The 26,394-nt window shown below is 69.8% G+C and carries 24 protein-coding genes and 1 tRNA gene; 13 read left to right on the top strand and 12 right to left on the bottom strand.

Translation table 11 applies throughout. The annotated features are described in order from the left end of the window. Positions 1–9 precede the first annotated feature (9 nt). Both BJY14_RS44600 and BJY14_RS46785 read left to right on the top strand, forming a co-directional pair. Positions 10–1,665: a serine/threonine-protein kinase gene (locus tag BJY14_RS44600; RefSeq protein WP_218905670.1), complete on the top strand. Its 1,656-nt coding sequence runs from the start codon at positions 10–12 to the stop codon at positions 1,663–1,665. A 43-nt stretch (positions 1,666–1,708) separates the two neighbouring features. Beyond that, the gene (locus BJY14_RS46785; RefSeq protein WP_281382148.1) at positions 1,709–1,834 is read left to right on the top strand and encodes a hypothetical protein; all 126 of its coding nucleotides are present in this window, start codon (positions 1,709–1,711) and stop codon (positions 1,832–1,834) included. A 33-nt stretch (positions 1,835–1,867) separates the two neighbouring features. Here the strand turns inward: BJY14_RS46785 and BJY14_RS31200 are convergent, their stop codons facing one another. The 5 genes from BJY14_RS31200 to BJY14_RS31180 form a co-directional block, all read right to left on the bottom strand. Then, positions 1,868–2,506: a LysE family translocator gene (locus BJY14_RS31200; RefSeq protein WP_179846886.1), complete on the bottom strand. Its 639-nt coding sequence runs from the start codon at positions 2,504–2,506 to the stop codon at positions 1,868–1,870. Positions 2,507–2,570: 64 nt separating this feature from the next. After that, on the bottom strand, positions 2,571–3,203 hold the full coding sequence (locus tag BJY14_RS31195; RefSeq protein WP_258945541.1) for a DUF1444 domain-containing protein: 633 nt from the start codon (positions 3,201–3,203) through the stop codon (positions 2,571–2,573). Between the two features lie 51 nt (positions 3,204–3,254). Further along, on the bottom strand, positions 3,255–4,766 hold the full coding sequence (locus BJY14_RS31190) for a cobyric acid synthase (RefSeq protein WP_179846885.1): 1,512 nt from the start codon (positions 4,764–4,766) through the stop codon (positions 3,255–3,257). Then, entirely contained in the window at positions 4,763–5,659 is an 897-nt protein-coding gene (locus BJY14_RS31185) for a cobalamin biosynthesis protein (RefSeq protein ID WP_179849746.1), read from the bottom strand. The genes BJY14_RS31190 and BJY14_RS31185 overlap by 4 nt, the downstream gene beginning before the upstream one ends. Beyond that, positions 5,643–6,431: a phosphotransferase enzyme family protein gene (locus BJY14_RS31180; RefSeq protein ID WP_179846884.1), complete on the bottom strand. Its 789-nt coding sequence runs from the start codon at positions 6,429–6,431 to the stop codon at positions 5,643–5,645. The genes BJY14_RS31185 and BJY14_RS31180 overlap by 17 nt, the downstream gene beginning before the upstream one ends. A 105-nt stretch (positions 6,432–6,536) precedes the next feature. Between BJY14_RS31180 and BJY14_RS31175 the strand changes: the two genes are divergently transcribed. Beyond that, positions 6,537–6,613 (top strand) — tRNA-Arg (locus tag BJY14_RS31175). Positions 6,614–6,966: 353 nt separating this feature from the next. Here BJY14_RS31175 and BJY14_RS46780 read toward each other — a convergent pair. Continuing rightward, a complete protein-coding gene (locus tag BJY14_RS46780) occupies positions 6,967–7,101 on the bottom strand; it encodes a hypothetical protein (RefSeq protein ID WP_281382147.1) in 135 nt (44 codons plus the stop codon). A 490-nt stretch (positions 7,102–7,591) separates the two neighbouring features. Then, positions 7,592–8,296 (bottom strand): hypothetical protein, encoded by a 705-nt coding sequence (locus BJY14_RS31170; protein WP_179846883.1) that lies wholly within the window; start codon positions 8,294–8,296, stop codon positions 7,592–7,594. A gap of 610 nt (positions 8,297–8,906) precedes the next feature. On the opposite strand from BJY14_RS31170, the gene BJY14_RS31165 reads away from it, so the two are divergent. From BJY14_RS31165 to BJY14_RS31155, 3 genes are all read left to right on the top strand, one after another. Beyond that, positions 8,907–9,677: a transposase family protein gene (locus tag BJY14_RS31165; protein WP_179846882.1), complete on the top strand. Its 771-nt coding sequence runs from the start codon at positions 8,907–8,909 to the stop codon at positions 9,675–9,677. Positions 9,678–10,870: 1,193 nt separating this feature from the next. Beyond that, complete coding sequence (locus tag BJY14_RS31160) at positions 10,871–11,767, top strand: S-4TM family putative pore-forming effector (RefSeq protein WP_179846881.1); 897 nt, start codon at positions 10,871–10,873, stop codon at positions 11,765–11,767. Beyond that, on the top strand, positions 11,764–15,411 hold the full coding sequence (locus BJY14_RS31155; protein ID WP_179846880.1) for an ATP-binding protein: 3,648 nt from the start codon (positions 11,764–11,766) through the stop codon (positions 15,409–15,411). Before BJY14_RS31160 ends, BJY14_RS31155 begins: the two co-directional genes overlap by 4 nt. Here the strand turns inward: BJY14_RS31155 and BJY14_RS31150 are convergent. Then, positions 15,408–16,019: a helix-turn-helix transcriptional regulator gene (locus tag BJY14_RS31150; protein ID WP_179846879.1), complete on the bottom strand. Its 612-nt coding sequence runs from the start codon at positions 16,017–16,019 to the stop codon at positions 15,408–15,410. The two genes, BJY14_RS31155 and BJY14_RS31150, sit on opposite strands and share 4 nt — an antisense overlap. A 165-nt stretch (positions 16,020–16,184) precedes the next feature. Here BJY14_RS31150 and BJY14_RS31145 point away from each other — a divergent pair, with 165 nt between their 5' ends. Both BJY14_RS31145 and BJY14_RS44595 read left to right on the top strand, forming a co-directional pair. After that, positions 16,185–16,442 carry a hypothetical protein gene (locus tag BJY14_RS31145; RefSeq protein WP_179846878.1) on the top strand — a complete coding sequence of 86 codons (258 nt, stop codon included), beginning with the start codon at positions 16,185–16,187 and terminating at the stop codon, positions 16,440–16,442. A 195-nt stretch (positions 16,443–16,637) separates the two neighbouring features. Beyond that, positions 16,638–16,829 (top strand): hypothetical protein, encoded by a 192-nt coding sequence (locus BJY14_RS44595; protein WP_218905669.1) that lies wholly within the window; start codon positions 16,638–16,640, stop codon positions 16,827–16,829. Between the two features lie 363 nt (positions 16,830–17,192). On the opposite strand, the gene BJY14_RS31135 is transcribed toward BJY14_RS44595, so the two are convergent. After that, positions 17,193–18,455: an MFS transporter gene (locus tag BJY14_RS31135; RefSeq protein WP_179846877.1), complete on the bottom strand. Its 1,263-nt coding sequence runs from the start codon at positions 18,453–18,455 to the stop codon at positions 17,193–17,195. 254 nt (positions 18,456–18,709) lie between these two features. Here BJY14_RS31135 and BJY14_RS31130 point away from each other — a divergent pair, with 254 nt between their 5' ends. The 5 genes from BJY14_RS31130 to BJY14_RS31110 all read left to right on the top strand — a co-directional run bounded on the left by BJY14_RS31130 (position 18,710) and on the right by BJY14_RS31110 (position 24,432). Continuing rightward, positions 18,710–19,876 carry a cytochrome P450 gene (locus BJY14_RS31130; RefSeq protein WP_179846876.1) on the top strand — a complete coding sequence of 389 codons (1,167 nt, stop codon included), beginning with the start codon at positions 18,710–18,712 and terminating at the stop codon, positions 19,874–19,876. A gap of 362 nt (positions 19,877–20,238) precedes the next feature. Next, a complete protein-coding gene (locus BJY14_RS31125; RefSeq protein ID WP_218905668.1) occupies positions 20,239–21,624 on the top strand; it encodes a M28 family peptidase in 1,386 nt (461 codons plus the stop codon). After that, positions 21,621–22,619 carry an aspartyl/asparaginyl beta-hydroxylase domain-containing protein gene (locus BJY14_RS31120; RefSeq protein ID WP_179846874.1) on the top strand — a complete coding sequence of 333 codons (999 nt, stop codon included), beginning with the start codon at positions 21,621–21,623 and terminating at the stop codon, positions 22,617–22,619. The genes BJY14_RS31125 and BJY14_RS31120 overlap by 4 nt, the downstream gene beginning before the upstream one ends. Before the next feature lie 67 nt (positions 22,620–22,686). Then, a complete protein-coding gene (locus BJY14_RS31115; RefSeq protein WP_179846873.1) occupies positions 22,687–23,460 on the top strand; it encodes a class I SAM-dependent methyltransferase in 774 nt (257 codons plus the stop codon). Between the two features lie 33 nt (positions 23,461–23,493). Beyond that, positions 23,494–24,432 carry a sulfotransferase family protein gene (locus BJY14_RS31110; protein WP_179846872.1) on the top strand — a complete coding sequence of 313 codons (939 nt, stop codon included), beginning with the start codon at positions 23,494–23,496 and terminating at the stop codon, positions 24,430–24,432. Here BJY14_RS31110 and BJY14_RS45795 read toward each other — a convergent pair. The 3 genes from BJY14_RS45795 to BJY14_RS31095 all read right to left on the bottom strand — a co-directional run bounded on the left by BJY14_RS45795 (position 24,386) and on the right by BJY14_RS31095 (position 26,394). Next, a complete protein-coding gene (locus BJY14_RS45795; RefSeq protein ID WP_179846871.1) occupies positions 24,386–24,844 on the bottom strand; it encodes a MarR family winged helix-turn-helix transcriptional regulator in 459 nt (152 codons plus the stop codon). The genes BJY14_RS31110 and BJY14_RS45795 overlap by 47 nt on opposite strands. 32 nt (positions 24,845–24,876) lie before the next feature. Continuing rightward, positions 24,877–25,866 (bottom strand): LysR family transcriptional regulator, encoded by a 990-nt coding sequence (locus tag BJY14_RS31100; RefSeq protein WP_179846870.1) that lies wholly within the window; start codon positions 25,864–25,866, stop codon positions 24,877–24,879. 201 nt (positions 25,867–26,067) lie between these two features. Next, complete coding sequence (locus BJY14_RS31095; protein WP_246397436.1) at positions 26,068–26,394, bottom strand: zinc-binding dehydrogenase; 327 nt, start codon at positions 26,392–26,394, stop codon at positions 26,068–26,070.

Here is a 26,394-nt window from a genome sequence, read left to right as displayed (position 1 = left end):
AGTCGAGCCATGCAGGCGCCCCTCCGCGACCGAGACCCGCGGCTGCTCGGCCCGTACGTGCTCACCGCCCGCCTCGGCCGGGGCGGCATGGGCACCGTCTACCTCGGCGAGGACGAGTCGGGACGGCGGGTCGCGGTCAAGGTCATCAACGCGGAGCTGGCCGACGACGAGGCGTTCCACGACCGGTTTCGCAGCGAGGTGACGGCGGCGCGGCAGGTCAGCCGGTTCTGCACGGCCGCCGTCCTGGACGCGCGCCTCGACGGCGACCCGCTGTACGTGGTGACCGAGTACGTCAACGGGCCGTCCGTCGAGGAGGCCGTCAAGACCGGCGGCCCGCTGCGCGGCGGCGACCTGGAGGCCCTCGCGGTCAACATCGCGACGGCGCTGGGCGCGATCCACGGCGCCGGGATCGTGCACCGCGACCTCAAGCCGTCCAACGTGCTGCTGTCCCCGACCGGGCCGCGCGTGATCGACTTCGGCATCGCCCGGGCCCTGGACGCCACCGAGGGCCCGACCAGGACCGGCCAGTTCGTCGGCACGCCCGCCTACATCGCGCCCGAACTGATGCACGAGCGGAAGATCACGCCCGCCGCCGACGTGTTCTCCTGGGGCTGCGTCGTCGCCTACGCGGGCACCGGGCGCGCCCCGTTCGGCGGCGGGACGCTCCCGGAGGTCATCAGCCGGGTGACGTCCGGCGACCCCGACCTGGACGGCCTCGACCCGGCCGTCCGCGACCTGGTGGCCCGGTCGCTGGCCAAGGACCCCGCCGACCGTCCGACGGTGAACCAGCTGCTCCAGGCGCTGACCGGCCGGGACGAGCCGCCCGCGACTCCGCCCGCTTCGGAGCCGGAGCCCGCGCCCGCGCCTGCGCCCGCGCTTCTGACGAGCGTCGACTCCGTGCCGCCGACGCGTCCGGTCGGCGCGGAGGTCCCGGCGGCCGCTGCGAGGAGGCCGTCGCCGCACCGCAACCGGGGCCTGCTCATCGTCGCGACCGGCGCGGTCCTCGCCGTCTCCGCCGTGATCGGAGCCCTCAACATCCCGGGCGGCGAGGACGCCCCGGACGCCTCGGGCCCCGGCTCGGCCTCCGTCCTCGGCGACGAACCGCCGGAGGTCAAGGACAAGATCTTCGACGACCGGTTCAACGACGTGGACTCCGGCTGGAAGACGGCCGCCACCCCCGTGTTCGACGCGGCCTACCGCGACCGGAAGTACGAGATCCACGTCCTGCCGAAGGCCGCGCGCACGACCGTCGACGCTCCGGCGGGCAGGATCCCCGACTCCCAGCTCATCGAGGCCGAGGTGACACCGAAGGACGCCTTCGGCGAGGCGGGCGTGTACTGCCACGGAGGCTTCGGCTACGCGTTCCTCCTCAGCTCGGACGGGCGCGCGCGCATCGCCAAGCTGTCCACCTGGCAGGCGCAGACGGTGACGACCGGCACCGTCCCCAAGCCGCGCGGCACCGACCGCCTCCAGGTCGCCTGCGTCAAGCGCGAGGACGGCAACATCGACCTCGCCATGTGGGTGAACGGGAAGCCCGTCGCCTCGTCCGCCGCCACCCCGCCGAGCAGCGTTCCCGGTAACAGCGGCCTGCTCGTCGTCCGCAACGCGGGCGCCACCGGATGGCCGCAGGCGGTCTTCGACGACTTCGCGCTCTGCGGGGTCTGACCCCCGTCGGACGCATCCGCGCAGGTCACCTACCGTTGCCGTGATGTCCGAGAGCGGTGACCGCGCCGGACTGCGCCGCCGCCACATGACGATGCTCGCGATCGGGGGCGCGATCGGCGCCGGGCTGTTCGTCGGCAGCGGCGCCGTGATCAGCACCGCCGGGCCCTGACCGCGCCGCGCGGGACGCGGGTCCAGCCGGGCCTCAGTCCTTGCGGCCCGTCGCCGCGACGGTGACGCCGAGGCCGATCATCATCAGCCCGCCGGTGCCGCCGATCGCCGCGAGGCAGCGCGGCGAGCGGGCGAACCAGTCGCGGGCCGTCCCCGCCGCGATCCCCCACACGCTGTCGCAGCACAGCGCGATCACCGCGAAGATCGCGCCGAACACCATCATCTGGAGTTCGACGTGGCCGTTCTCACGCACCACGAACTGCGGGAGGACGGCCGCGAAGAACACGGTCGTCTTCGGGTTGGTGATGCCCACGAAGAAGCCCTGGAGCAGGGCCCTGCCGCCCCCGCGGTCCGCCTCGCTCCCGGCGATCGCCTCCTGGAGTGAGCGCCGGTGCCGGATGGCCTGCACGCCGAGGTAGACGATGTAGACCGCCCCCACGATCTTCAGCGCGGTGAACACGACGACGGAGCGTTCCACGACCGATCCGATGCCCACCGCGACCGCCGAGGTCAGCACCAGGGCGGCGAGCACCCCGCCGACCACCCCCGCGAGCGCGGTGCGCCGGCCGTGCGCCAGCGCGCGGCCGACGACGAACAGGACGGACGGCCCGGGGATCAGGATGATCGCCAGCGCCATCGCGGAGAACGCAAGAAGCTGATGAGTCGACACCATGACCCGCAGATTACGCATCCCGGTCATGGCGTCTCACCCGGTTTTTCCGGGGGCCGGGACGGGCTCAGTCCGTGAGGACGTCCCAGGTGCCGCCGCGGCGGACCAGGAGGTTGTGCGTGAGGAGGCTCCCGGCGGGGACGTCCCACTCCGGGTCGGCGCCGTCGTCCCCGCGGTCCTCGGCCCAGACCTGCGCGACCGCCCAGCGGAGCTTGTCGACGCCGTCCGGGTGCCCGGTGCCGGACGCGACGAACACGTCCCGCGCGGGCGCCGCGACGACGAGGTCGCCCTCCACGTCCTGCGCCAGCTTCTCCAGGAACCCCTCGTCCAGCAGCAGGCCCGACTCCAGGCCCCCGCCGCGCGCGGACGCGCCCAGCGAGACCGTCACGGCGCGCACGTCCGGGTACCAGCTGAGGCTCAGCTCGGGACGCAGGTCGCGCAGGTTGATCACGGCGTGGCGGCGCAGCTCGCCCTGCGCCACCCCGAGGTCGGCGCAGTGCCGGCGCGCCACGTGCTCGTAGCGGCGGCCGCCGGGGGCGCCCTCGTCGGCGATCTCCACCGCGTAGGTGACGTACAGGTCGGCGGCGAACGGGTCGCGGATCGGCTCCTCGTCCGCCGGGAGCGGGAACTCCAGCTGGACCTCGGCCGGCACCCGCGCCTTCATCAGCGGGACGATCAGCTTGGACCGCGGGTCGGTCACGGGGCGTTCCTCCTGGTGCTCTGCCTGCGTGCGCCTGTGTTCACGAGTGGATCACCCTACCGCCGCGGAGGGCGGTTCCGGGGCTCCGCCGGGCGGGACGACGGGCAGGCCCCCCGGCGCGCCGCCCTCGATGATCCGCCACACGGCGTCGGTGTCCATGTGCTCCTCGACGAGGTCGCCGAGCGCGTCCAGCGTCGCCTCCCTCAGCGCCTCGAACGACACGTCCGGGGCCGGGACGAACTCCCGTTCCGCCGTCCGGGCGACGTCCGCGAGGAACGCCCTCCGGAAGCCGTCGTTCTCCATCGCGCCGTGCCAGGTCGTCCCCCACACGGCGCCCTTCCGGCATCCGTCGAGGAAAGGCTCCCCTTCCGCGGTCACGATGCCGTGGTGGATTTCGTAGGCGTGCACGGTCTCGCCATAGGCGCTTCCCGTAGGCCGCCCGAGAGTCTTCTCCTTCTTGAATTCGACTCTCGCGGGAAGGAGGCCGAGCCCCTCTGCTCTCTCCTCCTTGGACTCGACACCGTCCACGATCTCCTCGGCGAGCATCTGGTAGCCGCCGCAGATGCCGAGGACCGGCCGTCCCTCCTCGGCCCTTCTCCTGATCTCCCCGGCCATTCCCCGGTCGCGAAGCCACGCCAGATCGGCGACCGTCGCCCGGGTCCCCGGGAGCACCACCAGATCGGCCTCGGCCAGATCGCCGGCACTCGCCGCGTACCGGACGACGACGCCTGGCTCGCAGGCCAGAGCGTCCATGTCCGTGAAATTGGAGATGCGCGGGAACCGGACGACGGCGACGCGCAGGGTCTCTTTCCCGTAAGGCCCTTTCGCATCGGGTCTCGGCGCGTCCAGGGCCAGGGTGTCCTCGGAATCGAGATACAGGCCGAGTTTCCAGGGCAGCACTCCCAGCGTCGGCCGCCCGGTGAGCATCGCGAGCTGCTCCAGCCCCGGCGCGAGAAGTTCCTCCGCCCCCCGGAACTTGTTGATGACGAACCCGGCGATCAGCGCCTGGTCCGCGGGCTCCAGCAAGGCGACCGTGCCGTAGAGCGACGCGAAGACACCGCCCCGGTCGATGTCACCGACCACCACAACCGGCAGGTTCGCGGCCCGCGCCAGCCCCATGTTCACGATGTCGCCGCCCCGCAGATTGATCTCGGCGGGACTCCCGGCCCCCTCGCACACGACAACGTCGTACTTGGCCCGCAGCTCCTCGAGACTCTCCAGCACGACGCCCTTGAGCCATTCCTTGTGCGCCCCGTACTGGAGAGCGTCGACCTCCGCGACGGGCTGCCCCAGCACCACGACCTGGCTTCTGCGGTCGCTTCCGGGCTTGAGCAGCACCGGATTCATCTGCGCGACCGGCTCCACACCCGCGGCCTGCGCCTGCATGTACTGCGCCCGCCCGATCTCCGCCCCATCGCTCGTCACCATCGAGTTCAGCGACATGTTCTGGGCCTTGAACGGCGCGACCTTCACGCCCTGCCGTGCCAGCCACCTGCACAGCCCCGCCGTGACGACGCTCTTGCCCGCGTCTGACGTGGTCCCCGCTACCAGAAGCCCGCTCACCGCACGCTCCAGACCACGGCCGCCGCCGCGAACGTCACCGCCGCCGAAAGCTTGACGGCCCTCCGGATGTCCCTGACCTCGGGCGCCCGGCCGTCCCCCATCTCGGGACGCCGCTCGACCCGTCCGCCGTAGGCGTTGGCACCGCCCAACCTCACCCCGAGCGCCCCAGCGAAAGCGGCCTCGCAGCGCCCGGCATTGGGACTCGGATGCTTCCCCCCGTCCCTCCGCAGAACACGCCAGGCCTCCCGCCCCGAGCAAAGAGCGACCAATCCCCCCGTCACCCTGGCCGGAACCCAGTTCGCGACATCATCGAGCTTCGCCGCCGCCCACCCGAACCGCTCGTACCTCGGACTCCGATACCCGACCATCGCGTCAAGCGTGTTGACGGCCCGGTACATCAGCAGCCCCGGAATGCCCGCCACCGCCCCCCACACCAGAGGCGCGATCGACGCGTCCGACGTGTTCTCGGCCACCGACTCCACCACCGCACGGCTCAGATCGCGCGCGTCCAGCCCCCGCGGGTCCCGCGCGCACAGATGCGAAAGCCGCTCCCTGGCCGCCCCCACGTCCCCCCGCTCCAGCACCCGCGCCATGTAGAGCCCCTCACGTCCCAAGGACGTCCCGCCTAGCACGGCCCAGGTGACGCCCGCGGTAACGACACAATGCACCACAGGCCGCCGGCTCACCCGCTCAAGGACGACCCCTGCGACCCCGGCGGCCCCCACCAGAGCCCCGACATACACAACACCCCGCCAGCGCGAATCCCCATACACCCGGCGTTCCGCCGCCGACGCCACCCGGCCGAACCCGGCCACGGGATGCCACCGTTTCGGGTCCCCGAGAACGGCGTCCAGCGCGACCCCGAGAACCAGCCCCTCACCAGAGACGCGCATCGAGCTCATCCCAGTGCCGCTCCAGCCAGTCCTGGGCCCGCCGTATCCGGGGACCGGCGCCCCCCTGCCAGATCCGCGCCCATCCCCCGCCACGCTCAGCCCTTTCCCGCATGGCCCGATAGGACCGCTCGAACCTCACCCGCGCCGCCGGCAGCACCTCCCGCCGCCGCTCCCGGTCAAGCCCGTACGCGTCACAGAAGACCCGCAGCCTACGGCCCACGTCCGCCCCGTAGAGCACGGCGTCCCGATCGGCCGGATCCTCGATGGGCCCCCAGTGCCGCAGCGCCGTGACCACGTCGAACACCCGCGTCGTGGGCCGCGCGAGGTCGAAGTCGATCAGAGCGACGGGCCTCCCGCCCCGGAAGACCACGTTCTCCGGCGTCACGTCGCAATGCCCGATGACCTCGGGCTCCCCGTCCACATTGGACGTCTCCGCGTCCCACGGCGCCCCCACCGGCGCCTCGTACGACGCGACCGCGTCGTGGTACCGCCTCAGGAGCCGCCCCACGTCCCGCAACACGTCCTCCGAGACGACACCCGCCGCCAGCGGCCGGTGCGGCACCTCCCCCGGCACCCAGCTGAGCACCTCCCGCCCCAGCTCATCGACCCCCAGCACCCGCGGCGCCTCGAACCCCACGTCCTCCAGGTGCCGCAGCAGCCCGTGAACCGCCGGACTGTGCGCCCGCAGCGGCCGCCGCACCGTCTCCCCGACCCGCACCACACCCTCCGAAACGTCCCCGCCGGAGAGCGGCACCTCAATGTTCACCGCCACAGCACCCCAAGATAGAACCCCCGCCCCAGCGGTAACGCCGTTATGGATGTGGAGCCGGACGACGCGCACCCTTACACTGTGTCCCGGCGTCCCGCCGGGCGCCGAGCGCCCGTAGCTCAGCTGGACAGAGCATCGGACTTCTAATCCGACGGTCGCGGGTTCGAATCCTGCCGGGCGCGCCACATCCTGACCTGCAGTCTTACCACTGCCAAGATCCCAAATTATGTCCCGCTTCGTCCCCGTGTTCGCTCGATGTTCGCTCGGATGTCGCGAACCTGTCGCCGCATCCAGCGTGCTCCACCGCAATCGCCCATCCACCGTCGCTCTGGCCGCAGCCCCTGTGGCCGCTGGAACGCCCCCGGCTCAGGCGGTTGCCGGCCTCCACCCGCCGACTACTCCCGCAGCACGAGCGTCGGTGTCCGCCCCCAGAAACGGCTCGGGGGCGGACACCAACGTCAAGAGTCCGATGGTCAACACATGCCGGTCACCGGCGTGACGCCTCCGGCAAGTGGACGACACGGCCGGTTGCTGCCGTTCACTCGGGTTGGGTGCGGGCGTTGAGGATGACGGCGGCGGCGTCCTCGGCAGATTGGCGGGCCAGGTCGGGCAGGACGCTGGTGTAGGTGTCTGAGGCGATGGTGATCGACGACAGCCCCAGCGTCTCCTGCACGACCTCAGGTCGTGTCCGGCGCGCAGCAGGATGGTGGCCGCGCCATGCCGCAGGTCGTGCAGCGTAGATCCTCGCCCGCAGATCACCGATCAAGAAGCTGTCCGGAAAACGCGTTGCCCTCAAACACCGTGACCGGTAAGGCCACCATCACCACCTTGTACGCCATCACCGGCCTGAACGCCGAACGCGCCGGCCCGGCCGAACCGGCCCGCCACATCCGCGGTCACTGGCGGCTGGAGGTTCTGCACCACATCCGCGACGTCACCTTCGCCGAAGACGCCTCCCGCCTCCGCGCAGACCAAGCACCACGCGTAATGGCCGCCTCCGCAACCTGGCGATCGCCTTCCAACAGACCATGGGCTGGATCAACCACGCAGCCGCCTGCGACCACTACCGCGCCCACCCCGACCACGCACTGCAACTACTGGGCTCTCGCAATATGAGAGCGCATCAGCCCTGGGCTGGGCACGACATCCCATCGGGGGTTCGCCTAATGGGGCCGGACCTTGATCTGCAGGCCGCCGGTTCCGCCGCACCAGACGGCCTCCTTGGTGCCCGGCGCCTGGCCGGTCTGCGCCTTGCGCAGGAAGGTGGCTGGCCCCTTAGCGAAACTCACCCAGCTGTTGACGACGTGCGTCTGGGTCCACTTGCCGCCGGCCGGAATGAGGCCAATGTTGGCGACGTCGTTCCGCAGCAGCTGCTTTCCGTCGGCCTGGTAGAACTGCTGGCCTCCCAGGGTCACGCGCTTCGACGTCACCGGCGCCCGATAGGTCGCCACGATCTTGCTGACGTAGGCGCGGGCGGCGGTCACGTCCCTGACGTGGAAGACAGCGACCATCGACCACGCCTTCCCTGGGAGGCAGCTCACCTGCCCTTCGTAGGTGGTATAGACCTCATCGCTCTGATGGGTGAAGGGGCCCTTGCCGCGGGCGAATTGGGTCGTGGCGCTGGGCCGGTCGGGCGCGGCGGCGCTGTTCGAGCCGGTGTTGTTCGAGCCGGTGTTGTTCGAGCCGGTTCCCTCGGCTCCGGTGGTGCCATTCTCCAGTCCATCGGTCGTGGCGCCGACGATTCTGTTGCCGTTCGCGACGTTTTTCGCCTCCGTTGTCCCATCGCCGCTGTTCAGCGCCCAAAAGCCGCCGGTCACGACCACCGCGCCCATAGCGCCGGCCACGGCCGTGATCTTCACATTCTTCATGTGTCAGAGCTCCTCGCTCACGGAAATCCGATCCGGCGGATCGCCCGCCGCGAAAGGAAATCTATAATGCTGGAGAAGTGCTCAATAGGGCCTTAGGGCCCCGACTCGCCGTGTCCGGGGCCCCAAGGAAACCAGGGCCGATGCGGTCTCATATCGCGAGACCGAGTAGCTGCAGTGGGTGGTCAGGGTGGTCGCGGTAGTGGGCGCAGGCGGCTGCGTGGTTGGTCCACCCCATGGCTTGCTGGAGGGCGATGACCAGGTTGCGGAGGCTGGCCATCACTCGGGGTACAGTGCCGGTGCGGACGCGGGGGGAGTCCGGCTATTCAGGAGCGCAACATCCTGGCGTTCTTATCTGCACCCGCAGGCGGGGGCAGTTCGGGCACCACCGGCTCGGACAGCACCGTGGGGCCGTTCTCCCAGCGCAGACGGCAGTGGTCCGCAGCCACTCAGGGGCGCGCTCATCGAACGAGTCAATGAGCCTTTTTCAGCGGCAGCTTCGGAGGCGCTGGTCACAGCATGATCGCGGACGGCGTGGACGATGCCGGACGTCAAGAAGCCCCTGGTAGGACGGTTGATCTCTCACAACCCCCGTCCCCACCAGAGGCCTCGCATGCTTTTGTACCGTGCTTCGCTGCCTTTGTCGCGTCAGACCCTGACCTACGCCACCGGTGTGGTCCGCCGCCACCGAAGGGCCATCGGCAGCAAGGGCCGGCGCCTACCCCCGGGCATGCAAGCACTGATGACCCTGGTCTACCTGCGTAAGGGCGAGACCTACGCCGAACTGGGCGCCGGATTCGCCGTCTCCACCACCACCGCATGGCGCTACATCAACGAGACCGTCGACGTACTGGCCGCCCACGCGCCCAAACTCGGCGCGGCGCTGGCCAAAGCGGTCAAGGACGGCCTGCCGTACCTGTTGCTGGACGGCACCTTGGTCTCGATCGACCGGGTCGCCGCCGACCGGCCCTACTACTCGGGGAAACACCGCCGCCACGGCATGAACCTCCAGGTCATCGCCGCACCGGACGGGAGCCTGCTGTGGGTGTCGGGACCGTTGCGCGGGTCAGTTCACGACCTGGCCGCGGCCAGGATCTGGGGCGTCGTCCGGGCACTGGCCGCCACCGGCCTGCCGGTGCTGGCCGATAAGGCCTACCAGGGCGCCGGCCCGCACATCCTCACGCCCTACAAGGGACGCGACAAGCCCGAACCGCAAAAGGACGCCAACCGTGCACACGCCAGGCTCCGCGGACCCGGCGAACGCGCGAATGCCCAGCTCAAGTCATGGCGCATCCTGCGCAAGCTGCGCTGCTGCCCCCACCGCGCCGGCCGCCTCGCCAAAGCCATCCACACCCTTCAACTCCGCGAGACCGCATCACGTTGAAAAGAGCTCAATGAATGATGAGAGACAACCTCAAGGCCGGCTGCACGGCTCGGAGCGGAGCACGCCCGCAGCAGCACGGACCGCATGTCCACTCGTTGTTTGCTCGTATGCCACGAAACGCATCAGCAGCAGGCGGCATGAAGCGCCTCTCAAAGCTGCCAGTATCCGCGCACAAGCGGATGGAGCAACAGCCGCCAACTCCCATGGCAACCGGATGACAGCCCTTGCTCCGGACTCCTAATCCGACGGTCGCGGGTTCAAATCCTGCCGGGCGCACCACCCCAACCAGGTCATCTATGCGCTGACCTGCGAGAACGTCTCTTGCTGTCGTCGCGCCGGATGCAGCCAGATGCCACCGAACGCAGCCGCGCGGCAGTGTTCCCGGAACATACGCGGATCGCCTTGGGTAGCGTTTCCCCAGGTCAGCCCATACGCAAAGAGAGGCCCCGGAACGCTCCGGAGCCTCTCCACCGTGGTTGCCGATCACGCCAACGCGTCCTCGATGCGCTGGTTGGCGACGTCCCGTTGGCGCTGTATCCCGCCACCGCTCGCGAGCAGGTTCTGGCTGCCGGTGCGGCCGCGTGACCGGCTGACCGCCCCTGCCGGCCCCCGACCAGCTTTGCGTCGCCTGGCCGACGACCGTGACGCCACCCGCCCCCGTCGAGCGGCTCAACGCCGAGCTCCGCGGCGCACGGCACAGGTGAATCGGCTGGAGGTCACGTACCAGAGGCGCGCAAGCCCTCCAAGCACTCCCAAACAGGCTGTCACGATCCTGAAAGCCAAACGGCTCCCGCCCTTCAACGCGCGGACCTACTGAGGTTCGTCGTCAAGCTCATCCAGGTCGGCGCTCGGATCCCGGTCGTCCGGTTGTGGCCTCGGCGCCGCGCTACTGAGCGCTGCGGCCACCGCGAGTAGGCCGCCGCCATATAGTTTTCGACAGGCACAACATCGGCGCCGTCATGCGGCACTACGGAATCCAGCACCATCCTTTCGTTTTGTCCGGGATAACGCAGGGCGTATTGCTCACCGGTGAACACATGCTCGATGAAGCCCTTGGACGCCCTAGGTGCCCGCCCCTGGCCCACCAACCGGCCAGGCTTGGATTCCGCGCGGCCACGTAGCGCCACAGTGGTTCCGCGGGGCCATCGGCCGTGTGACACTCACTGCGTCGACCGGTATGCGTGGGAGGGGCAGTGACGAGTATCCACCCCATCATCGACCGGCAGGACAGCGTCGAGGCTATCCGCCTGCTCAAGGCCGTCGCCGTGACTCACCTTTACAACCAGCGCGCGCAGGCCTTGAGTTTCACCGTCTCGATCGTTTTGGCCCTCGCAGGCCTGTTGATCGGGCCGGGTTCACAGTACGGCCCGGCGGTCGTCCTCATCGGCGCGTTCTGGGTGGCGCTTTACAAAGGAGTGATGGCGCCCTGGGCCGAGCGATATCTGCGGACCGCCGCGACGCTCCAGGAGATGTTCGACGCCGACCTGCTCGGGCTGCCGTGGAATCGCATCGCGGTCGGGGATCGCGTTGGCGAGGACGAAGTCAGCCAACTCAGCCGGCGTTTCCGCGGCGACGAGAACCGGCTGCGAGGCTATTACCTCGTGGCAAACGCGGCGCCACCCTACGATGTGCTCTTCTGCCTGGAGCAGAACCTGGCCTGGGGCTCGCGCATCCGGCTCCGCTTCTCCCAAATGATGCTCGGAATTCTGGTTCTGTGGTCCGTCGCGGGCGTGCTGTTCACGCTCGCCATTGGCGCAACGGTGAGTAGATTGGTCGCCGGATGGTTCGTGCCCTCGCTCGGCCTGCTGGTCCTGTGCCTGGAAATGTACCGGGCGCAGATGGCGAGCACCCGGGAGCGGCTACGCGTGCTGGGGTTGGTGCGTGCGGCCGTTGAAGACCCGTCGTCACCGGTGCTCGCCACGCCCGCGACGCTGGCGCTTTTCACCCGGCAGGTGCAGGACACGCTCTTTCATATGCGACGGCTCCAGCCGCGCCTGCCGACGTGGTTCTTCCAGCGTCACCACGACCGGGACAAGGCCGATTTCCAGGTCAGGATGCAGCTGGTCGAAGGACGGTTTCCCCGGTCATGACCGCCGATCAGGAGCTCACCGCCCACCAGGAGCTGACCCGGGTGTTCGACGACTCGGCGATCGCGACGGCGATCATCGAGGGGTTGCAGCACGGGAATGTCGGGATCCGTGCCGGCAGTGTCAGGGCCATCGAGCGCGGCCACTCCGGCGCCCGGCTGGCCAAGGCGATACTCGCCAGTCTCGGTCCGAGGCCTCGACCTCGCCGGTGCGTGATCAAATTCTGCCCGGGAAAGTCGGCAGGCCAGAAACGCCAAAGCCAGCTGCACCAGCAGGCGCTGGACGAATCGCCTCTGGAGTTCGGCGAGCGTCACCTCGCCCAGATCGCCTTTCCGACCGTTAAATGTGATGGAAACGACGTCGTGGTCGGCCAGTCGATGGTCGACGGAATCCCGTTGGGGAAGGTGAAACCCGATCAGGTCGCCCAAGCCTGCGAAACGGTGTGGACGGAGATTCTTGAGAAATGGGCCGCTGAGGAATACGACACCGAGCAGTCCACGGTAGCGGAGCTGCTGCGCTGCGAACTCGGCGAGAGCTTCAGACCGGGCGGCTGGCTACGCGAGTGGGCAGAAAGGCACCGCCTGCTCGCGCCCGCCTTCCTGCAACTGCGGGGCGAAGACGCGCCGCTGCCGAACCCATGGAGGCTCTTCGACGAAGACCTGCCCAGAGCCCAGGCGGAGATCCACTATCTGGTGGGAAGAACGCATGGTGATCTGCACGGGGACAACATCCTCGTGCCGGAGTACGACAAGAACGTCCATCCGGACGGTTTCCGGCTGATCGACCTGGAGGCCTACGATCCGCGGGGACCGCTAAGCCGGGATCTCGCCACCCTGTTGCTCTCACTCTGCTCCCCCGGCATCGGGGCGTCGTCTGACCGCAGCCAGGAGGCGTATCTCACCTATCTGGAGCGCAACCGCCGCGACGGCGGCCTCGACGACCGCATGCTTGGCGAGGTGCGAAGGATCATAGACGCGCTCCGCGAGCCGGCGCTGCGGTTTGTCGTCCGGGAGAACTGGGAGTCGGACTGGCACTTGCAACTGAAGGTGTCCCTCCTCGCGCAGGCGATGCTGCACAGTGCCTACACGTCCGGCACCAAGGACGCCCGCCGATGGTGCTCGCGGCTGGCAGGCCGACTCACCCGATTGCTGCTCGGCCCGATCGATTCGGAGGCGGGCGAGGTCATGCTCTTCGACGCCGGGGGCGTCGTTGAGAGCGGCCGCATGGCCGCCCAGCAGGCGAGGAGCGGGTCGGACTTCGTCGACCGGATCGATTTGAGCAGTCGTCTTCGCGTGGCGCTGGAGGACCAAGTCACATCCGTGATCGTGGTCAGCGGCCCGCCCGGGATCGGTAAGACCGCGTTGGTCCGCAAGGTCCTCGCCGACCTGGGCCGGGGCGATCCGGACGACGAGTCCTCGGCGGTGCACTGGCACGACGCCGCACACTACGGGGAGATCGGTGTGCCGACCCTGCTCAAGGACATCGAGCCGCGCGGTTCGAGCCAGGTGGCTGGCCCGTCCGCGTCGGCACGCCTGGTGATGGCTCTGGATAGTTTGAAGCGAGACGGCGGCGTCCGACCGGTGATCGTGCTGGACGCAGCCGAGAACCTCCTCAAAGAGGGGCATCTGCGCGACCCGCAGCTCGATCTGGCGTTGGACGCCGTGCAGGGCCGACGACCGTCGCTCGCCAAGGTCGTTTTCGTGACGCAGCACCCGCCCGTGGCGACGACGGGTGTGACATGGACGGATTCAGCGTGCCGGATCAGTCTCGAAGGGCTGGAGCCGCCGTCCCTGGCCGAATACTTCGCCAAGCTCGATCCCGACGGAAGGTACGGCCTTACAGGTCTGGAAGAGGACGTGCTACGGAGCGTTCATGGCCGCCTGGAGGGGAACCCCCGGCTCGCCGAACTCCTGCACGCGTGCCTCAGCAGCGAGCCGCCCGCGCTACCGGCTCACGAGGTCGCATCGTGGCTGTCCACCGTTGAGCTGGGCGAGATGCACCAGCGCCTGGCGCGCATGTTCGTCGACTGCCTGCCCGACGACCAGCAACGGGTCGCGGAGGCCGTCGCGGCGCTCGGCGTCCCGGTCGACACCGACACCGTCATCAGCGTCCTGGAGCCGGACATGTCCGGCGCGCGGATAGGGCCAGCTCTGCGCGCGCTCGTTGCGGCCCGCCTCGTCCTGAAGCGCGGGGACCGCCGCGTGTATCTGCGGAAGAACGAGATCGAGGCCGTCCTCGGGCGCCTGGCGCAGGACGGTCAGGGCGCCGGCGAGCTGTCGGCCCTGGCCGAGCTGGGGATCCGAGCGGCCAAGGCGTTGGCGGCCATGCAGAAGGACGTCGAAGACGTGCGGAGCATCGCCGACCTGGATATGCACTTCGCACGCGTCGACCTCTGGCTTCGGGCCAGAATGTACGGGGTGGCGCACGGCCTCATCGATTCGATGGACAAGCTGGTGCAGGTCTGGGGCAGCGGCGCCGAGCTGCGCACCCAACGGGAGGCCGTGCGCGGTCGGCTTGAGGACGACTGGGCGGGCGAGATGATCAACCTTGCGGCTCTCGGGGATATCTACTCATTCAGCGGCGAGCTCTCCTCGGCGGAGGACGCCTACGATGCCGCGCTCGCCATCGCCCAACGGCACCAGGACCGCGAGGCGATTCGCCGCGTCCACATAGGCATGGGCTCCATGTACTGGGAACACGACAACCTTGTGAATGCCGAGGAGCGCTACAGGTGGGCGCTGGGGTTGTCCGGCGAGGACGGCGACGACGGCGACCGCGCCGCCGCGCTGCTCGGGCTGGCCGACTGCCGGCAGCGGCACGGCGAGTATCAGCTTGCCGCCGAGGACGCTCTCGCCGCCTTCGGCGCCGCGCGCGGAACCGACTCCGCGCTCGCGTCGGGCGCCGCGCTGCGCCTCGTGCGGTGGTACGCCGAGCTGGACCAGATCCCGGACGCACTGAGGATGCTGGCCGACTGCAAGGAACTCGTCCAAGAGCGACCCGATCCCTCGGCCCGGGCTGACTTGCTCGACTCGACCGCCAACCTCCACCTCTACCGCGACCTGTACGGCGATGCACAGACGGCGGCGCAAGGAGCCGTCAACGTCGCGCGCGAGTACCGGGATCCGATCAACCTGCGGCGGGCGCTCACCACGCTGGCCTTGACCCACGTGCACCTGGACGACTTTCTGGCGGCCCGCACGGCGATCGAGGAGTCGGCCCGGTACCGGGTGGCCGGACGGGACACCGTCGAGCTGGCGCTGCGCGGCATCATCGCGCACCGCCTTAACTTCCCGGCCACCGCGAGGGACCTTTTCCAGCAGCTCCGCGCCGAGACGAGCAGACGTACCGGGGCGGACGAGAACGATCTCGCCGCCTGGGACTTCACCGGCATCGCCCGGTGCTACTCCGTCCTTCTCAGCGACGCGGAACCGGCGACGGCAGTGGAGGCGTTCAGCCGCGCACGGCCGAAACCGGCCGAGCCGACAAGCGCGCAGACCGCCGAACCGGCAGCCAGGTCGGCGACCGTGACGACGCCGGGGCTCGACGACCGTCTGAGGTTCATGGTGGAGACCTTGGCGAACGGCGACCCCGCCCTGGAGCCCGTACTCAGCGCGCTGGCACGCATCCGTCCGGGACGCGCCGGTTAACTCTGGAGCCAACCCTCCTCTCGTGCCAGCATGATCGCCTCAAGCCGGCTGCGGGCGCCGATCTGCTGGTAGAGCGCCTTGAGCAGCCGGTACATGGCCCGCTCGGAGTAGCCGACATCCGCTGCCAGGCCGGCTACCGTCCACCCCTCGGACAGCCGCCGCAACCAGGCGGTCTGTTGCGGAGAGGGAGCCGAGCGACGCGGTGGCCGCCCGCCCCGGCCCGCCACCAGGAGGGCGGCCACGTCAGCCGGCATGACCGTCTCGCCGTCGAGCGTCGCGGCCACCGCCCTCTGCAAAACCGGGACTGCCGCCGTGTGTGCCACCACCGACCGGGCGCCGGCCCGCAACGCCCGCACTCCGAGCGACGAGACTTCACCCGAGGGCAATGCGACAACGAGTGGACGCGGCCGTACTCCGCACAGCGCGATCACCTGGTCGAGATCCTCGGCGGCGCGCATGGTCAGCAGCACCATCCCGCCCGGCCGCGCGTGCGCCCACGCGACCGCGTCAGCGGGCTCCTCGACGAGGTGGCCCAAGCGCGACAACGCCGCGACGACGCCATGCCGGAACATCGGTACGGGGTCCATGACCGCGACGTGAACGGTCACCCACACCTCCCTTGTGGCCGAAGGCTCCCAGCCGGGACGGCGGCCGACGGCTCAAGACCGGGCAGGAACCCGCCATTCGACGGTCATGGTTCCGCACAATCCGTCATGGACCGGCGGTACCTCGCATTTCTAGCGTCGAGTTCATCCCGGCGCTTGGAGATCCGCATGGTCTACTTCGACAAATCGGGGCGGCGCATCCGGCGGCCCCTTGAGCGCGGCACCCCGGAACCTGATCCCGACCTCAGCGATGCAATGATCCAGTACATCCTCGAAGTCGCCGCGGAGCATCCAAGGTTCACACCCGAGGAGGTACACGCCGCGATTCGCCGCGTCCGACGACGGAACGACATCACCAAGGACATGGTGCGTTACGTTCTCACCCAGCGAAACAGCACATCCACATCCCGCCGTCACGGACGTTGACGACCGGTCGCGGCCATTCTTCACGACCCATGAATGCCAGGTCGTCACATCACAAGGCCAGGGTACGGTCGTCGTGGCCTTCATGACCTTGAGAAAAGCCCGGAATGAGCCTCGCCGAGGTCGGATTGCTGGGCGCCCGGCAACAACCGATACGGCATGCCGCGGCTTCAACAGAAGTGCGTCAGCGATGCCCCGATGAGGCCGATGCTCGCTTTAGAAGATCTCGAACTCGCGGAGGGCGTGGAGCAAGTGACCCTCGTTCCAGATCAGCGCGCGGTCGCGGAGTTCGCGGCGCAGGTCGGCACCCACCGTTCCATCACCGCGTTCACCCTCGGCATCCGCACTCCGGTGATGGTTGCCGGCGTCGGCCAGGACGGTGTCGCATAACTGAGGGAACTTGCCGTCCCGGTCACGGATCAGGAACGGTGCCCTGCAGTCGGCGTCCTCAAGGTCCGTACCAGGTTCCGGACCGGTTGAGGATCTCCCAGACGGTGAAGGCCGCGACCTTGATGCCGAGCACCAGCAACTCACCGAGCACCCGCCCGTAGCGCCAGCCCGGGCCCTCCCCGCACTAGGCGAAGGGCGAGGGCGCGGACACAGCGGAACGGCGTAGATCATGCGGCATCGGCCTTGGCCGACCCGCGTCCAAGACATCGCCGCCCGGATCGGGCGGCTCCCAGGTTCGACGTCGACGGGGGGTTTTTGGTTCGGCTGGGCAGGGTCTACCGAGCGTCGTCCCGTTCACGCCGATCAAGGCGCGGTCTTGGTCTCTGGGGACTGAGCCGGTGATTCGGGTTCTGGCGGGTCTAGGTCCTTTTGCGGGGGTTGTTGGGGCTGGGGTTCGGTCTTTACGCGTTGTAGCCAGATGGCGCACACGGCGGTGACTGCGGCCATGAGGGTCAGCAGGATTCGGTAGTCGACCACCAGGGACAGTGCTGCGCCGAGGGCGATGGAGGCGGTCTGGGGAGTGCTGATGACGCCCATCGCCGCGGTCAGTGCTCGGCCGCGCAGGGCGTCGGGGGTTCGTCGCTGCACCGCCATGACCAGGCCGACGGTCGTCCAGCACATGCCGAAGCCGAAGAGGAACGCCCCCACGGCCACCGGGGGGATGGCGGGCGCCAGATAGACCAAGGACGCCATCGTCACCAGGGCAATGCCCAGCATCACCGTGCGCAGGTCGCCTACGCGGCGGATGGCGGCGCCCGCCGCCAGGCCGGCGCAGACCGCGCCCGCGCCCTGCACGCTGCTCAGCACGCCGACGAACGCGGGAGCGCGGTGAAGCCCGTCATCGACGATGGAGAAGATGAGGGTCTGGGAGAAGCCCGTCACCAGCATGGCCAGGCCCAACGCGCCCACCAGCGTGCGCAGGGACGGGGACCGGTAGATGTGGCGCAGGCCCGACAGCACTTCTTCGCGCAGCTTCAGCGCACCGGTGACATGACGCTGGTCACCGGGCGCCTGGATGAGCCACACGCATGCCGCGGCGGCCAGGAAGGTCGCCGCGTCCAGCAGAGCCACTACGTGGCCGCCCGCCACTGTGAACAGGGCCGCGCCGAAGAGGGGAGCCAGAAGCTTCACTCCGTCGGCGGAGGTCTGGAGCAGGCCGTTGGCGTCGGGGAGCGCGTCCTCGTCCACGATCGCCGTGACGAGGGCGGCCTGGGTGGCGGTGATGATCACACCGGCGACGCCGTAGCAGAGGATGATCGCGTACAGCAGCCAGACCTGGCCCTCGCCGCGCACCAGCAGGCTGAGCGGCATGACGCCCGCCATCGCCAGGTTGGTCACGATGAAGATCTGGCGCCGCGGGAACCTGTCGATGAGGACCCCCGCGAACGGGGCGAACAGGAACGGCAGGGCGACGAAGAAGAAAGCGCCGCCCGCCGCCGCATTGCTGCCGGTCAGCTCTTTGACCCAGATGCCGAAGGCGATGATGAGCGCCCGGTCGCCCAGGGTCGACAAGGTCTGCCCGATGATCAGGAAGCGGAATCCACGATTGGTCAGCAGGACCTTCATGGGCGGCCTCCTCGGCGGCGAGGCGGAACTTCGAGATCATGCCATATCGGAGGGTGCGGGGATATGGAAGTCCGGTGGCCGGATCCGGCGCTCGGAAATTCCGCCCTGTCCATTTACCATCAGTAAAGATCATGTGTCGGACGATCTCCGGACACCTGAGCGACAGCGCCGTCGTCCTCCCGGCGACCCGTACGGGATGCGACGAACGGGCCCCGAGGCCGCTCGCCGGTAGCCGTCCGTGCGAGGAGGTCGGGATGTCGGAGGCGCCGGTCGCGGACCCGGCCGCGGGACTCGCGGAGCCCGCGGCGCTGCTGGATCCCTACTCCCTCTTCGGCCGCCTGCGCGAGAGTTCGCCCGTCTACCGCAGCGCCTTCCTCGACTCCTGGGTGGTGACCAGGTACGACGACTGCGCCGCGGTGCTGCGCGACACGGAATCGTTCGCCTCGGACTGGCGCCGGATCGGCGAGGCCGTACCGGAGCCGTTGCTGAGCATCCAGTCGCTCGACCCGCCCGAGCACACGGACATCCGGCACTTCATGGTCGACGCGGTCCGTGGTCTCGACCCGGGCATGCTGCGCGAGCGCATCGCCGCGCAGGTCCGCGCCCGAGCCGAGCGGCTGCGCGCGGCCGGGGAGTTCGACTGCGTGTCCGACCTCACCGCGCCGCTCGCACTGGACACCATCACCGCGGTGCTCGGGGTGCCGCCCATCGACGCCGCGTGGTTCCTGCCCGTGTCGCAGACGATCGTGGACGGCATGGACGCCGGGATCTGGCCGCAGACCGGCGGACCCGCCGTGCAGGCCCGCTCTGAACTGGCCGAATACACCGGCCGGTGGCTGGACGACCCGCCGGCGGACGGGCTGGTGGCGCATGTGGCGGCCAAGGCGCCCGGCTCCGGCATCGCGCGCCCGGTGCTGCTGAACACCCTGCGGGCCGTCCTGCACGCCGGGTTCGAATCGGCGGGGCGGCTGCTCAGCAACGCCCTGGTCGTCCTGCTGAACTCGCCTGACAATTTGGCACGTTTCACCCGGGCTGACCTGTCACTCGCGGTGGAGGAACTGGTCCGGTACGTGACGCCGGTGCAGGCCGACGCGCGGGCGTGTGTACGGGAGACGCGCATCGGCGGCCATGTCATCGCGCCCGGCGAGGCGGTGACGCTGCTGCTCGCCGCCGCGAACCGGGACCCGGCCAAGTTCGCCGAGCCCGACGAGCTGGACTTCGCCCGCCACCCCAACCCGCATCTGGGATTCGGCCGGGGCGCCCACTCGTGCCTCGGTCAGTCGCTGGCGGTCCTCCAGGCACAGGTCGTCCTCGGCCTGCTCGCGACCGAGTTCCCAGGCATCCGCCTCGCCGACGAGCCCGTCTACCACCGGAACCTCACCCTGCGAGGCGTGGCTCGACTCAAAGTCCGCCTCAACTGACAGACCTGGGATCCGTCTTGACAGAAGGGAGGTGGGGCGGATGCGTTACCTCCACTGAGTGACGTAGCGGGTGCCCGGCATAACGGGGCGCGCTTACCACCTGCCACGATATGCCGGGCACCTATTATTCACCACGCGGCCAGCCTCAGAGACCTTTTGCACATTTCAACATGGTCTCTGTTTCCTGGCATCACATGTTTTCCTCTGGAGCGCTGATGAGGGTGTTCGTGCGCACGAAAACCGCCTTGATAACCGGCCTCGTCACCATGACCGCCACCATCCTTTCGGCCGCTCCACCGTCCGCCACCCCCCACGCCTCCGCAGCCTCATCCCACGCGGCGGCGGACGGTAGGTCTGGGGACTTGTGGCTGGCGCGGCTGCTGGCGGGATCCACCCGTGGCGGCGACGCGTGGCGGCACCTGCGCGTCCTCGACCGGATCGCCACGCGGAACGGCGGGGTGCGCGCCGCCGGCACACCAGGGTTCGAGGCCTCCGCGCGCTACGCCGCCAAGGTGCTCACCGCCGCCGGCTACCGCGTCCACCAGCAGCAGGTGCCATACACCGACTTCCGGGTCGACGCGGAGAGCGCGACGGTGACCGCGCCCGCCGCCCGGCAGGTGCGCGCGCTCGTCATGCGCTGGTCACCCGTCACCCCGCCCGGCGGTCTCGACGCCCACCTCGTCGTGCCCCGGGCCACGACGGGCGACGCCGCCGGGTGCTCCGCCGCCGACTACGACGGGCTGCCCGTCGCCGGATCCATCGTGCTCGTGGCGCGCGGATCCTGCGGCTACACGACACAGCAACGCGTCGCCGCCGAGCTCGGCGCGCGGGCGATGCTGATCTACCTGTCCACGCCGAGCCCGAACAACATCTACCGGCTGCACGCGTTCAACCCGCAGGCGTTCACCATCCCGGTGGCCAGCGTCACGCAAGCGGAGGCCGAACAGCTCGCCCAGGAGTCCTCGCGGGACCAGGTGCGGCTGCGTCTCGACCTGCGCGGGCACGAGGTCGCGGCAGTCACCACCAACCTGTTCGCCGAGACGCGCGGCGGCGACGACCGCACCGTCATGGCCGGCGCCCACCTGGACAGCGTGACCGAAGCACCCGGCATCAACGACAACGCCGCCGCGGCCGCCGCGCTGATGGCGACCGCGCTGCGGCTGGCTCCCCACCAGGACGAGGTGCGGCACAAAGTCCGGTTCGCGCTGTGGGGGGCCGAGGAGCTCATCGACATCGGCTCCAACTACTACGTGCGCACCCTGCCGGCGGCCGAGCGCGCCAAGATCGCGCTCTACCTGAACTTCGAACTGATCGCCGCGCCGAACGGGGTGCGGTTCGTCCTCGACGGGGACGCGAGCGAGCAGCCGCCGGGCACACCGCCGGGGCCGGCGGGATCGCAGGTCGCGGAGAAGGTCTTCAAGGACTACTTCGACCACGCCGGACTCCCCTACGAGAGCCACGACCTGCGGGCCGTCGGCTCCGACCACGAGCCGTTCGTGGCCGCGGGCATCCCGGTCGGCGGCCTGAACGGCGGCGTCCTCGGGGTCAAGACCGCCGCGCAGGCGGCGCGGGTCGGCGGGACGGCCGGGCAGCTGTACGACCCCTGCTACCACCAGCCGTGCGACACGATCGGCAACCTCGACCGCCGGGCTCTCGGCGAGAACGTCCCCGCCATCGCGTGGGCCTTGGGCCGCTTCGCCCTCGACGTCTCCGACCTGCCCGCCGGCGCCCGGGAGCAGCGACCATGACGACGTACCACCAGGCCATCGAATCGCTGACGGATCCGCCCGCCGCCTACCCGCCGTCGGCGCCGATGCGGCTCAGCTTCGATGTCGACGCGCTGCGCGCCGACCTCGACCGGCTGCGGCACCAGCGGTGGCGCGCCCAGCGCCCTTACGGCCAGGACGGCGCCGCCACGGAGTCCGGAGTGGACTGGCGCATCCTGCCGCTGCGCAGCGTCGGCGGCGATCCGGTACGGACCGACCCGGGCGGCGCGGGCCTGACCGACTTCGCCGACACCCCGTGGCTGGCCGACGCTCCGGCCCTCGCCCAGGTCATCGACGCCCTGCCGGGGCCGGTCCGGGGCGTCCGGCTGATCGCCCTGGGCGCGGGCGCGACCGTGCACGAGCACCGCGACTACAAGTACGGGTTCGAGCGCGGGCTCCTGCGGCTGCACGTGCCGATCGACACCAACCCGGACGCCGTCGTGGTCATCGACGGCGTGTCCGAGCACTGGACGGCGGGACGGTTGTGGTTCGGCGACTTCGGCCGAAGGCACTACGTGGCGAACGGCGGCGACCGCTCCCGGGTGCACATGGTGCTCGACTGCCTGGTCAGCCGGGAGATCGTCGGGTTGTTGCCGGAGGAGTTCCTGGAGCTGCTGCCGCTGAGCGAGGTGATGTTCGCCCGTGATCCGGTGCCGCTCACCGCGTCCGAACGCGACCGGCTGTGCTGCCGGTTCCGGCTGCCGGGCGACTTCGCGCAGTGGTCGGAGGAGGAGGTCGAGGCCAGACCCGACAGCGACGCCGCGATCCTCGTGCACGAGGACCGGCTCGTCCTTGCCATCGACGGTGAGCCCGCGTTCGGCCTGGTGCATCTCGGGCTGGGCGAGTTCCGCCTCAGCGGCTGGAGCGAGGAACGCACCATCGCCGTCGAGTCCACCGGCCAGGTGCGGATCAGGGAACGCGCCGGCCGCGCTCTGCGCGAGTGGACACGTCCGGCACAACCCACACAGGCCGGCTGACGACGCCGGCCACGCACGTTCATCTGACGACGCGCCCTCGTTCCGACCAGACAGGCAGGTGACTCGCATGTCCTCGTCCACCCGGGTCGCTCCGCTCGGCACCGACCCGTACGCCTTCCAGCCCGGTTACTACGACCTCTTCCGCGCCTCCCGCGGGGAGGACGCCCTTCCCGACCCCCGGTTCTTCGCCGACCGCGCACCCCGGGGTGGACACGCGCTGGAGATCGGCGCGGGCACCGGCCGGATCACGCTGGCCGTGGCCGAGCGAGCCGCCACCGTCCTGTGCCTGGAGCGATCCGCCACCATGCGCGCGGTGCTGCTGGCCAAGCTCGCCGAACGCCCGCATCTGCGTCCCCGCGTCACCGTCCTCGACCGCGCGGCGCCCCACTTCGACCTGGCCCGCCGCTTCGACTTCGTGTACCTGGCGGGTGTGCTGGAGCACGTGCCGCACCCCGAACGGCCCGCGCTGTTCGAGGCGATCGCCGGGCATCTGGCCGAGGACGGGGAGGTGGCGATGGACATGGTGCTGTCAGAACCCGTACCGGACTGGCCCGAGCACGTCACCGACGAGGCCACCCTCGGCGACTGCCGGTACGAGATGTCGTGCGAGGCGCGGCCCGACGGCGACGACCAGGCGCACCTGCGGTTCGTCTACCGCACGTACCACCAAGGCGATCTGGTGGCGACCGAAGTGGTGGAACGCGCCCACTACCTGCACCGGCCGGACGCCGTCATCGCCGACCTGGCGGCGGCCGGGCTGACCCCGATGGCCGGAACCGCCCTCCACCCCGTCGCCGACGGCGAGGACCCCGGCACTCTGGTCGCCCGCCGTACGACCTGAAACGTCATCCACTTCATCCTGAGGAGAGTTCGCGTGCAGGTCATCGGCGTCGGTTTCCTCCGAACGGGGACGACTTCCCTCGCGCTGGCCCTCGACCGGCTCGGGTACGGCCCCTGCTACAACATGCGCGTCCTCAACGCCGAGCCTGAACGGGCCGCCGACTGGGCCGCCGCGATGGACGGGCGGACGGTGGACTGGGGAAAGGTGTTCGCGGGCTACGGCTGCTCCGTCGGCTCGCCGGGCAACGCGTTCTGGCGCGACATCGTCGACGCGTTCCCGGACGCCAAGGTGGTGCTCACCGTCCGCGACCCGCAACGCTGGTACGACAGCGCCGCGCAGACCATGTCCGCCGTGCTCGCCAGGCCGCCGCTCCTGGTGCGGGTGCTGAGCTGGCGAGGCCCCCGCCGCCCCGACCCCCAAGCCCAGGTCCTCGACCGCGTCCAGCGGACGACGTGGCAACGTGAGATCGGCGGGGAGTTCGGCGAACGCGCGGAGATGGCCGAAAGATTCGCACGGCATGTCGCCGAGGTGAAGGCGTACGTGCCCGAAGACCGGCTGCTGGTGTTCGAGGTCAAGGACGGATGGGCGCCGCTGTGCGCCTTCCTAGGCCAACCGGTCCCCGACGAGCCGTTTCCTCGGGAGAACGACGCGGCCACCTTCAAACGCCGCCAACGACAGGCCCTGAAGAAAAGGCTGCGCCCACGAATCCTGGCCACCACCGCAATCGCAACCGCCGCCGCAGTGGCCTGGGCACTACACCGCAAACACCACCCAAGCCACCCCACCGAACAACCCAAAGACCATCGCCTGTCCCCCAGCCGCCGGCGGTCACGGAGGCGCGCCGCCGCAGCATGGTTCTCACCATTCAGTGCAGTTCCGCCATCACACTCCTTGCCGCATCTGCGCGTCCGGCGGCTCGGTCGTTTCAGATGGCGCAGCGGCTTTCGAGGGTGCGTTCGATCGTGGCGCTGATCGACGTCATCGCCTCGACGATACGCCGGCGGTCGCTCTCCGAGAACGTGCTCAGCCGGACGCGCAGCACCTCCGCCATGCAGTCCTCGATGACTTCGAAGGCGGCGCGGCCGCGGCGGGTCAGCCGGACCGTCTGGAAGCGCCTGTTCTCCGGCGACCTGTGCCTGGTGATCAATCTGTTGGCCTGGAACCGGGCCAGGACGCGGCTGAGGTAACCGGGATCCATGCCCATCCGCCGGCGCAACTCCATCACTTCGGTGACGTCCCGCTGCGCCAGTTCGACGATCACCCAGCCCTCGGTCACGGAGTACGGGGTGTTCTCCCAGCTGAGTCGCAGACCGTCCACCAGATACCGGTACATCCAGCCAAGCGCCCGCGCGTCACGGACGAGGTCGCCGTCACGCGCCCCCACGGCAGACTCCCGTGCCGCATTCATTGACCAAGTCAAACATATTTGTCCTCTCTTGTCTCCGGCCGCCGGCCCGGGCGCACGGCATGCCGGTCGGGCTCCGCGAGGGGCAGGCAGTGCGGCCCCAGCCCGGCGGCGACCCGGCGAAGGTGCTCGATCATGACCGACGAGGAGGGCAGCCGGTACTCGCCGGCCGGCGTGGCGGCCGCCACCGTCCGGGTCAGGGACGGCTCGCTCAGCGGGCGCACCACCAGGCCAGACGGGGTCGCCGACAGCGTGAGCGACGGAGCGAGAGCGACGCCGAGGCCCGCCGCGACGAGACCTCGCACCGTCATCTGGTCGTCGGTGCGGAACGCGATCCGCGGCTCGAAGCCCGCCTGCCGGCAGGCGCGCGGAAGGACGTCGATGGTCGAGCCGTGGTGCACTCCCTGGATCCAGCGGTCCTCGGCGAGGTCGGTCAGACGGAGCCGTTCGCGGTCCGCGAGCCGGTGATCGAGCGGAAGCGCGACGTGGAGGGGATCCACGAGAAGCGGGCTCAGCTCCACGTTCGCCGGAACCTGCAGCGGCACCACGGGGAACTCGTAGACCAGGGCGAGGTCCAGTTCGTACACGGCGACCGCGGCCATCGCCTCGTCCCGGTCGATCTCCGTCAGGTCGACCTCCACCTCGGGGACCCGCTGCTGGAACGCGCTCACCGCCCGGGGCATCAGCGTGGCGTTCGCGGTGGTGAACGACCCGAGCCGCAACCGGCCCCCGGTGCCGTGCGCGACTGCGGCCAAGGACGTCTCGGCCGCACGCAGCTCGGCGAGGACCACCTCGGCGTGCCGCACCAGCACCCGTCCCGCCTCGGTCAGCCGCGCGCCTCGGGCATGCCGCACGAGCAGCTGCGCTCCCGCTTCCCGTTCGAGCACGGCGATCTGCTGGGAAACGGCGGAGATGGTGAAAGAGAGGGCCTCCGCGGCGCGGGTCAGAGAGCCGTGCCGCGCCACCTCCCGGAGCACGCGCAGCCGCGTCACGTCGAGCATGGCGCAATGCTAGATTCGCGGCTCGGAACCTTCCCGGCCGTCGAGGAAAGGCCCTTCCCGAGCCGGACGGCGGGGCGGGTGAAACCACGCCGACCGCGATGAGGACTCGCTCGCCGCGTCATCGTCCACCTCCTGGAAACGGACGTGCGCGACGCAAGAGACACGAACGCTTCACCAGATCTTCCTCAGAAACTAGGCCTGTCAGCCCGGCTTCTCCCCTGTCACCAGGAGCACCGCTTTGCCCGCCACGCGCCGGTCGCGCAATCGGTGCAGGGTCTCCCGGGCGTCCCGCCAATCGTTCACGGCCGCGATGTCCACTGCCAGCTCCCCAGTGGCGACCAGACTGGCGAGGTAGATCAAGTCCTCGGCGGTGCGGGGGCCGTCCAGGTCGTTCAGCACATAGAAGCCGCGCAGAGATGCTTCTTTCGGGTAGAAGTCGCCCGCTGAGAACGACGTCGAAGCGCGGGAGGAATTGCCGAAGGAGACCACGGTGCCGTGCGGCGCGACGAGGCGGAGCGCCTCCCGCAG

The organism is Actinomadura luteofluorescens, assembly GCF_013409365.1.
GTDB classification, from domain to species: Bacteria; Actinomycetota; Actinomycetes; order Streptosporangiales; family Streptosporangiaceae; genus Spirillospora; species Spirillospora luteofluorescens.
This window is presented reverse-complemented; position numbering and strand designations above follow the sequence as displayed.

Coding starts and splice junctions, on each gene's coding strand:
- BJY14_RS44600 (WP_218905670.1), top strand. CDS start 10: ATGCAGGCGCCCCTCCGCGACCGAGACCCGCGGCTGCTCGGCCCGTAC.
- BJY14_RS46785 (WP_281382148.1), top strand. CDS start 1,709: ATGTCCGAGAGCGGTGACCGCGCCGGACTGCGCCGCCGCCACATGACG.
- BJY14_RS31200 (WP_179846886.1), bottom strand. CDS start 2,506: ATGGTGTCGACTCATCAGCTTCTTGCGTTCTCCGCGATGGCGCTGGCG.
- BJY14_RS31185 (WP_179849746.1), bottom strand. CDS start 5,659: ATGCGCGTCTCTGGTGAGGGGCTGGTTCTCGGGGTCGCGCTGGACGCC.
- BJY14_RS31170 (WP_179846883.1), bottom strand. CDS start 8,296: ATGAAGAATGTGAAGATCACGGCCGTGGCCGGCGCTATGGGCGCGGTG.
- BJY14_RS31165 (WP_179846882.1), top strand. CDS start 8,907: ATGCTTTTGTACCGTGCTTCGCTGCCTTTGTCGCGTCAGACCCTGACC.
- BJY14_RS31155 (WP_179846880.1), top strand. CDS start 11,764: ATGACCGCCGATCAGGAGCTCACCGCCCACCAGGAGCTGACCCGGGTG.
- BJY14_RS31145 (WP_179846878.1), top strand. CDS start 16,185: ATGGTCTACTTCGACAAATCGGGGCGGCGCATCCGGCGGCCCCTTGAG.
- BJY14_RS44595 (WP_218905669.1), top strand. CDS start 16,638: ATGAGGCCGATGCTCGCTTTAGAAGATCTCGAACTCGCGGAGGGCGTG.
- BJY14_RS31135 (WP_179846877.1), bottom strand. CDS start 18,455: ATGAAGGTCCTGCTGACCAATCGTGGATTCCGCTTCCTGATCATCGGG.
- BJY14_RS31130 (WP_179846876.1), top strand. CDS start 18,710: ATGTCGGAGGCGCCGGTCGCGGACCCGGCCGCGGGACTCGCGGAGCCC.
- BJY14_RS31120 (WP_179846874.1), top strand. CDS start 21,621: ATGACGACGTACCACCAGGCCATCGAATCGCTGACGGATCCGCCCGCC.
- BJY14_RS31115 (WP_179846873.1), top strand. CDS start 22,687: ATGTCCTCGTCCACCCGGGTCGCTCCGCTCGGCACCGACCCGTACGCC.
- BJY14_RS31100 (WP_179846870.1), bottom strand. CDS start 25,866: ATGCTCGACGTGACGCGGCTGCGCGTGCTCCGGGAGGTGGCGCGGCAC.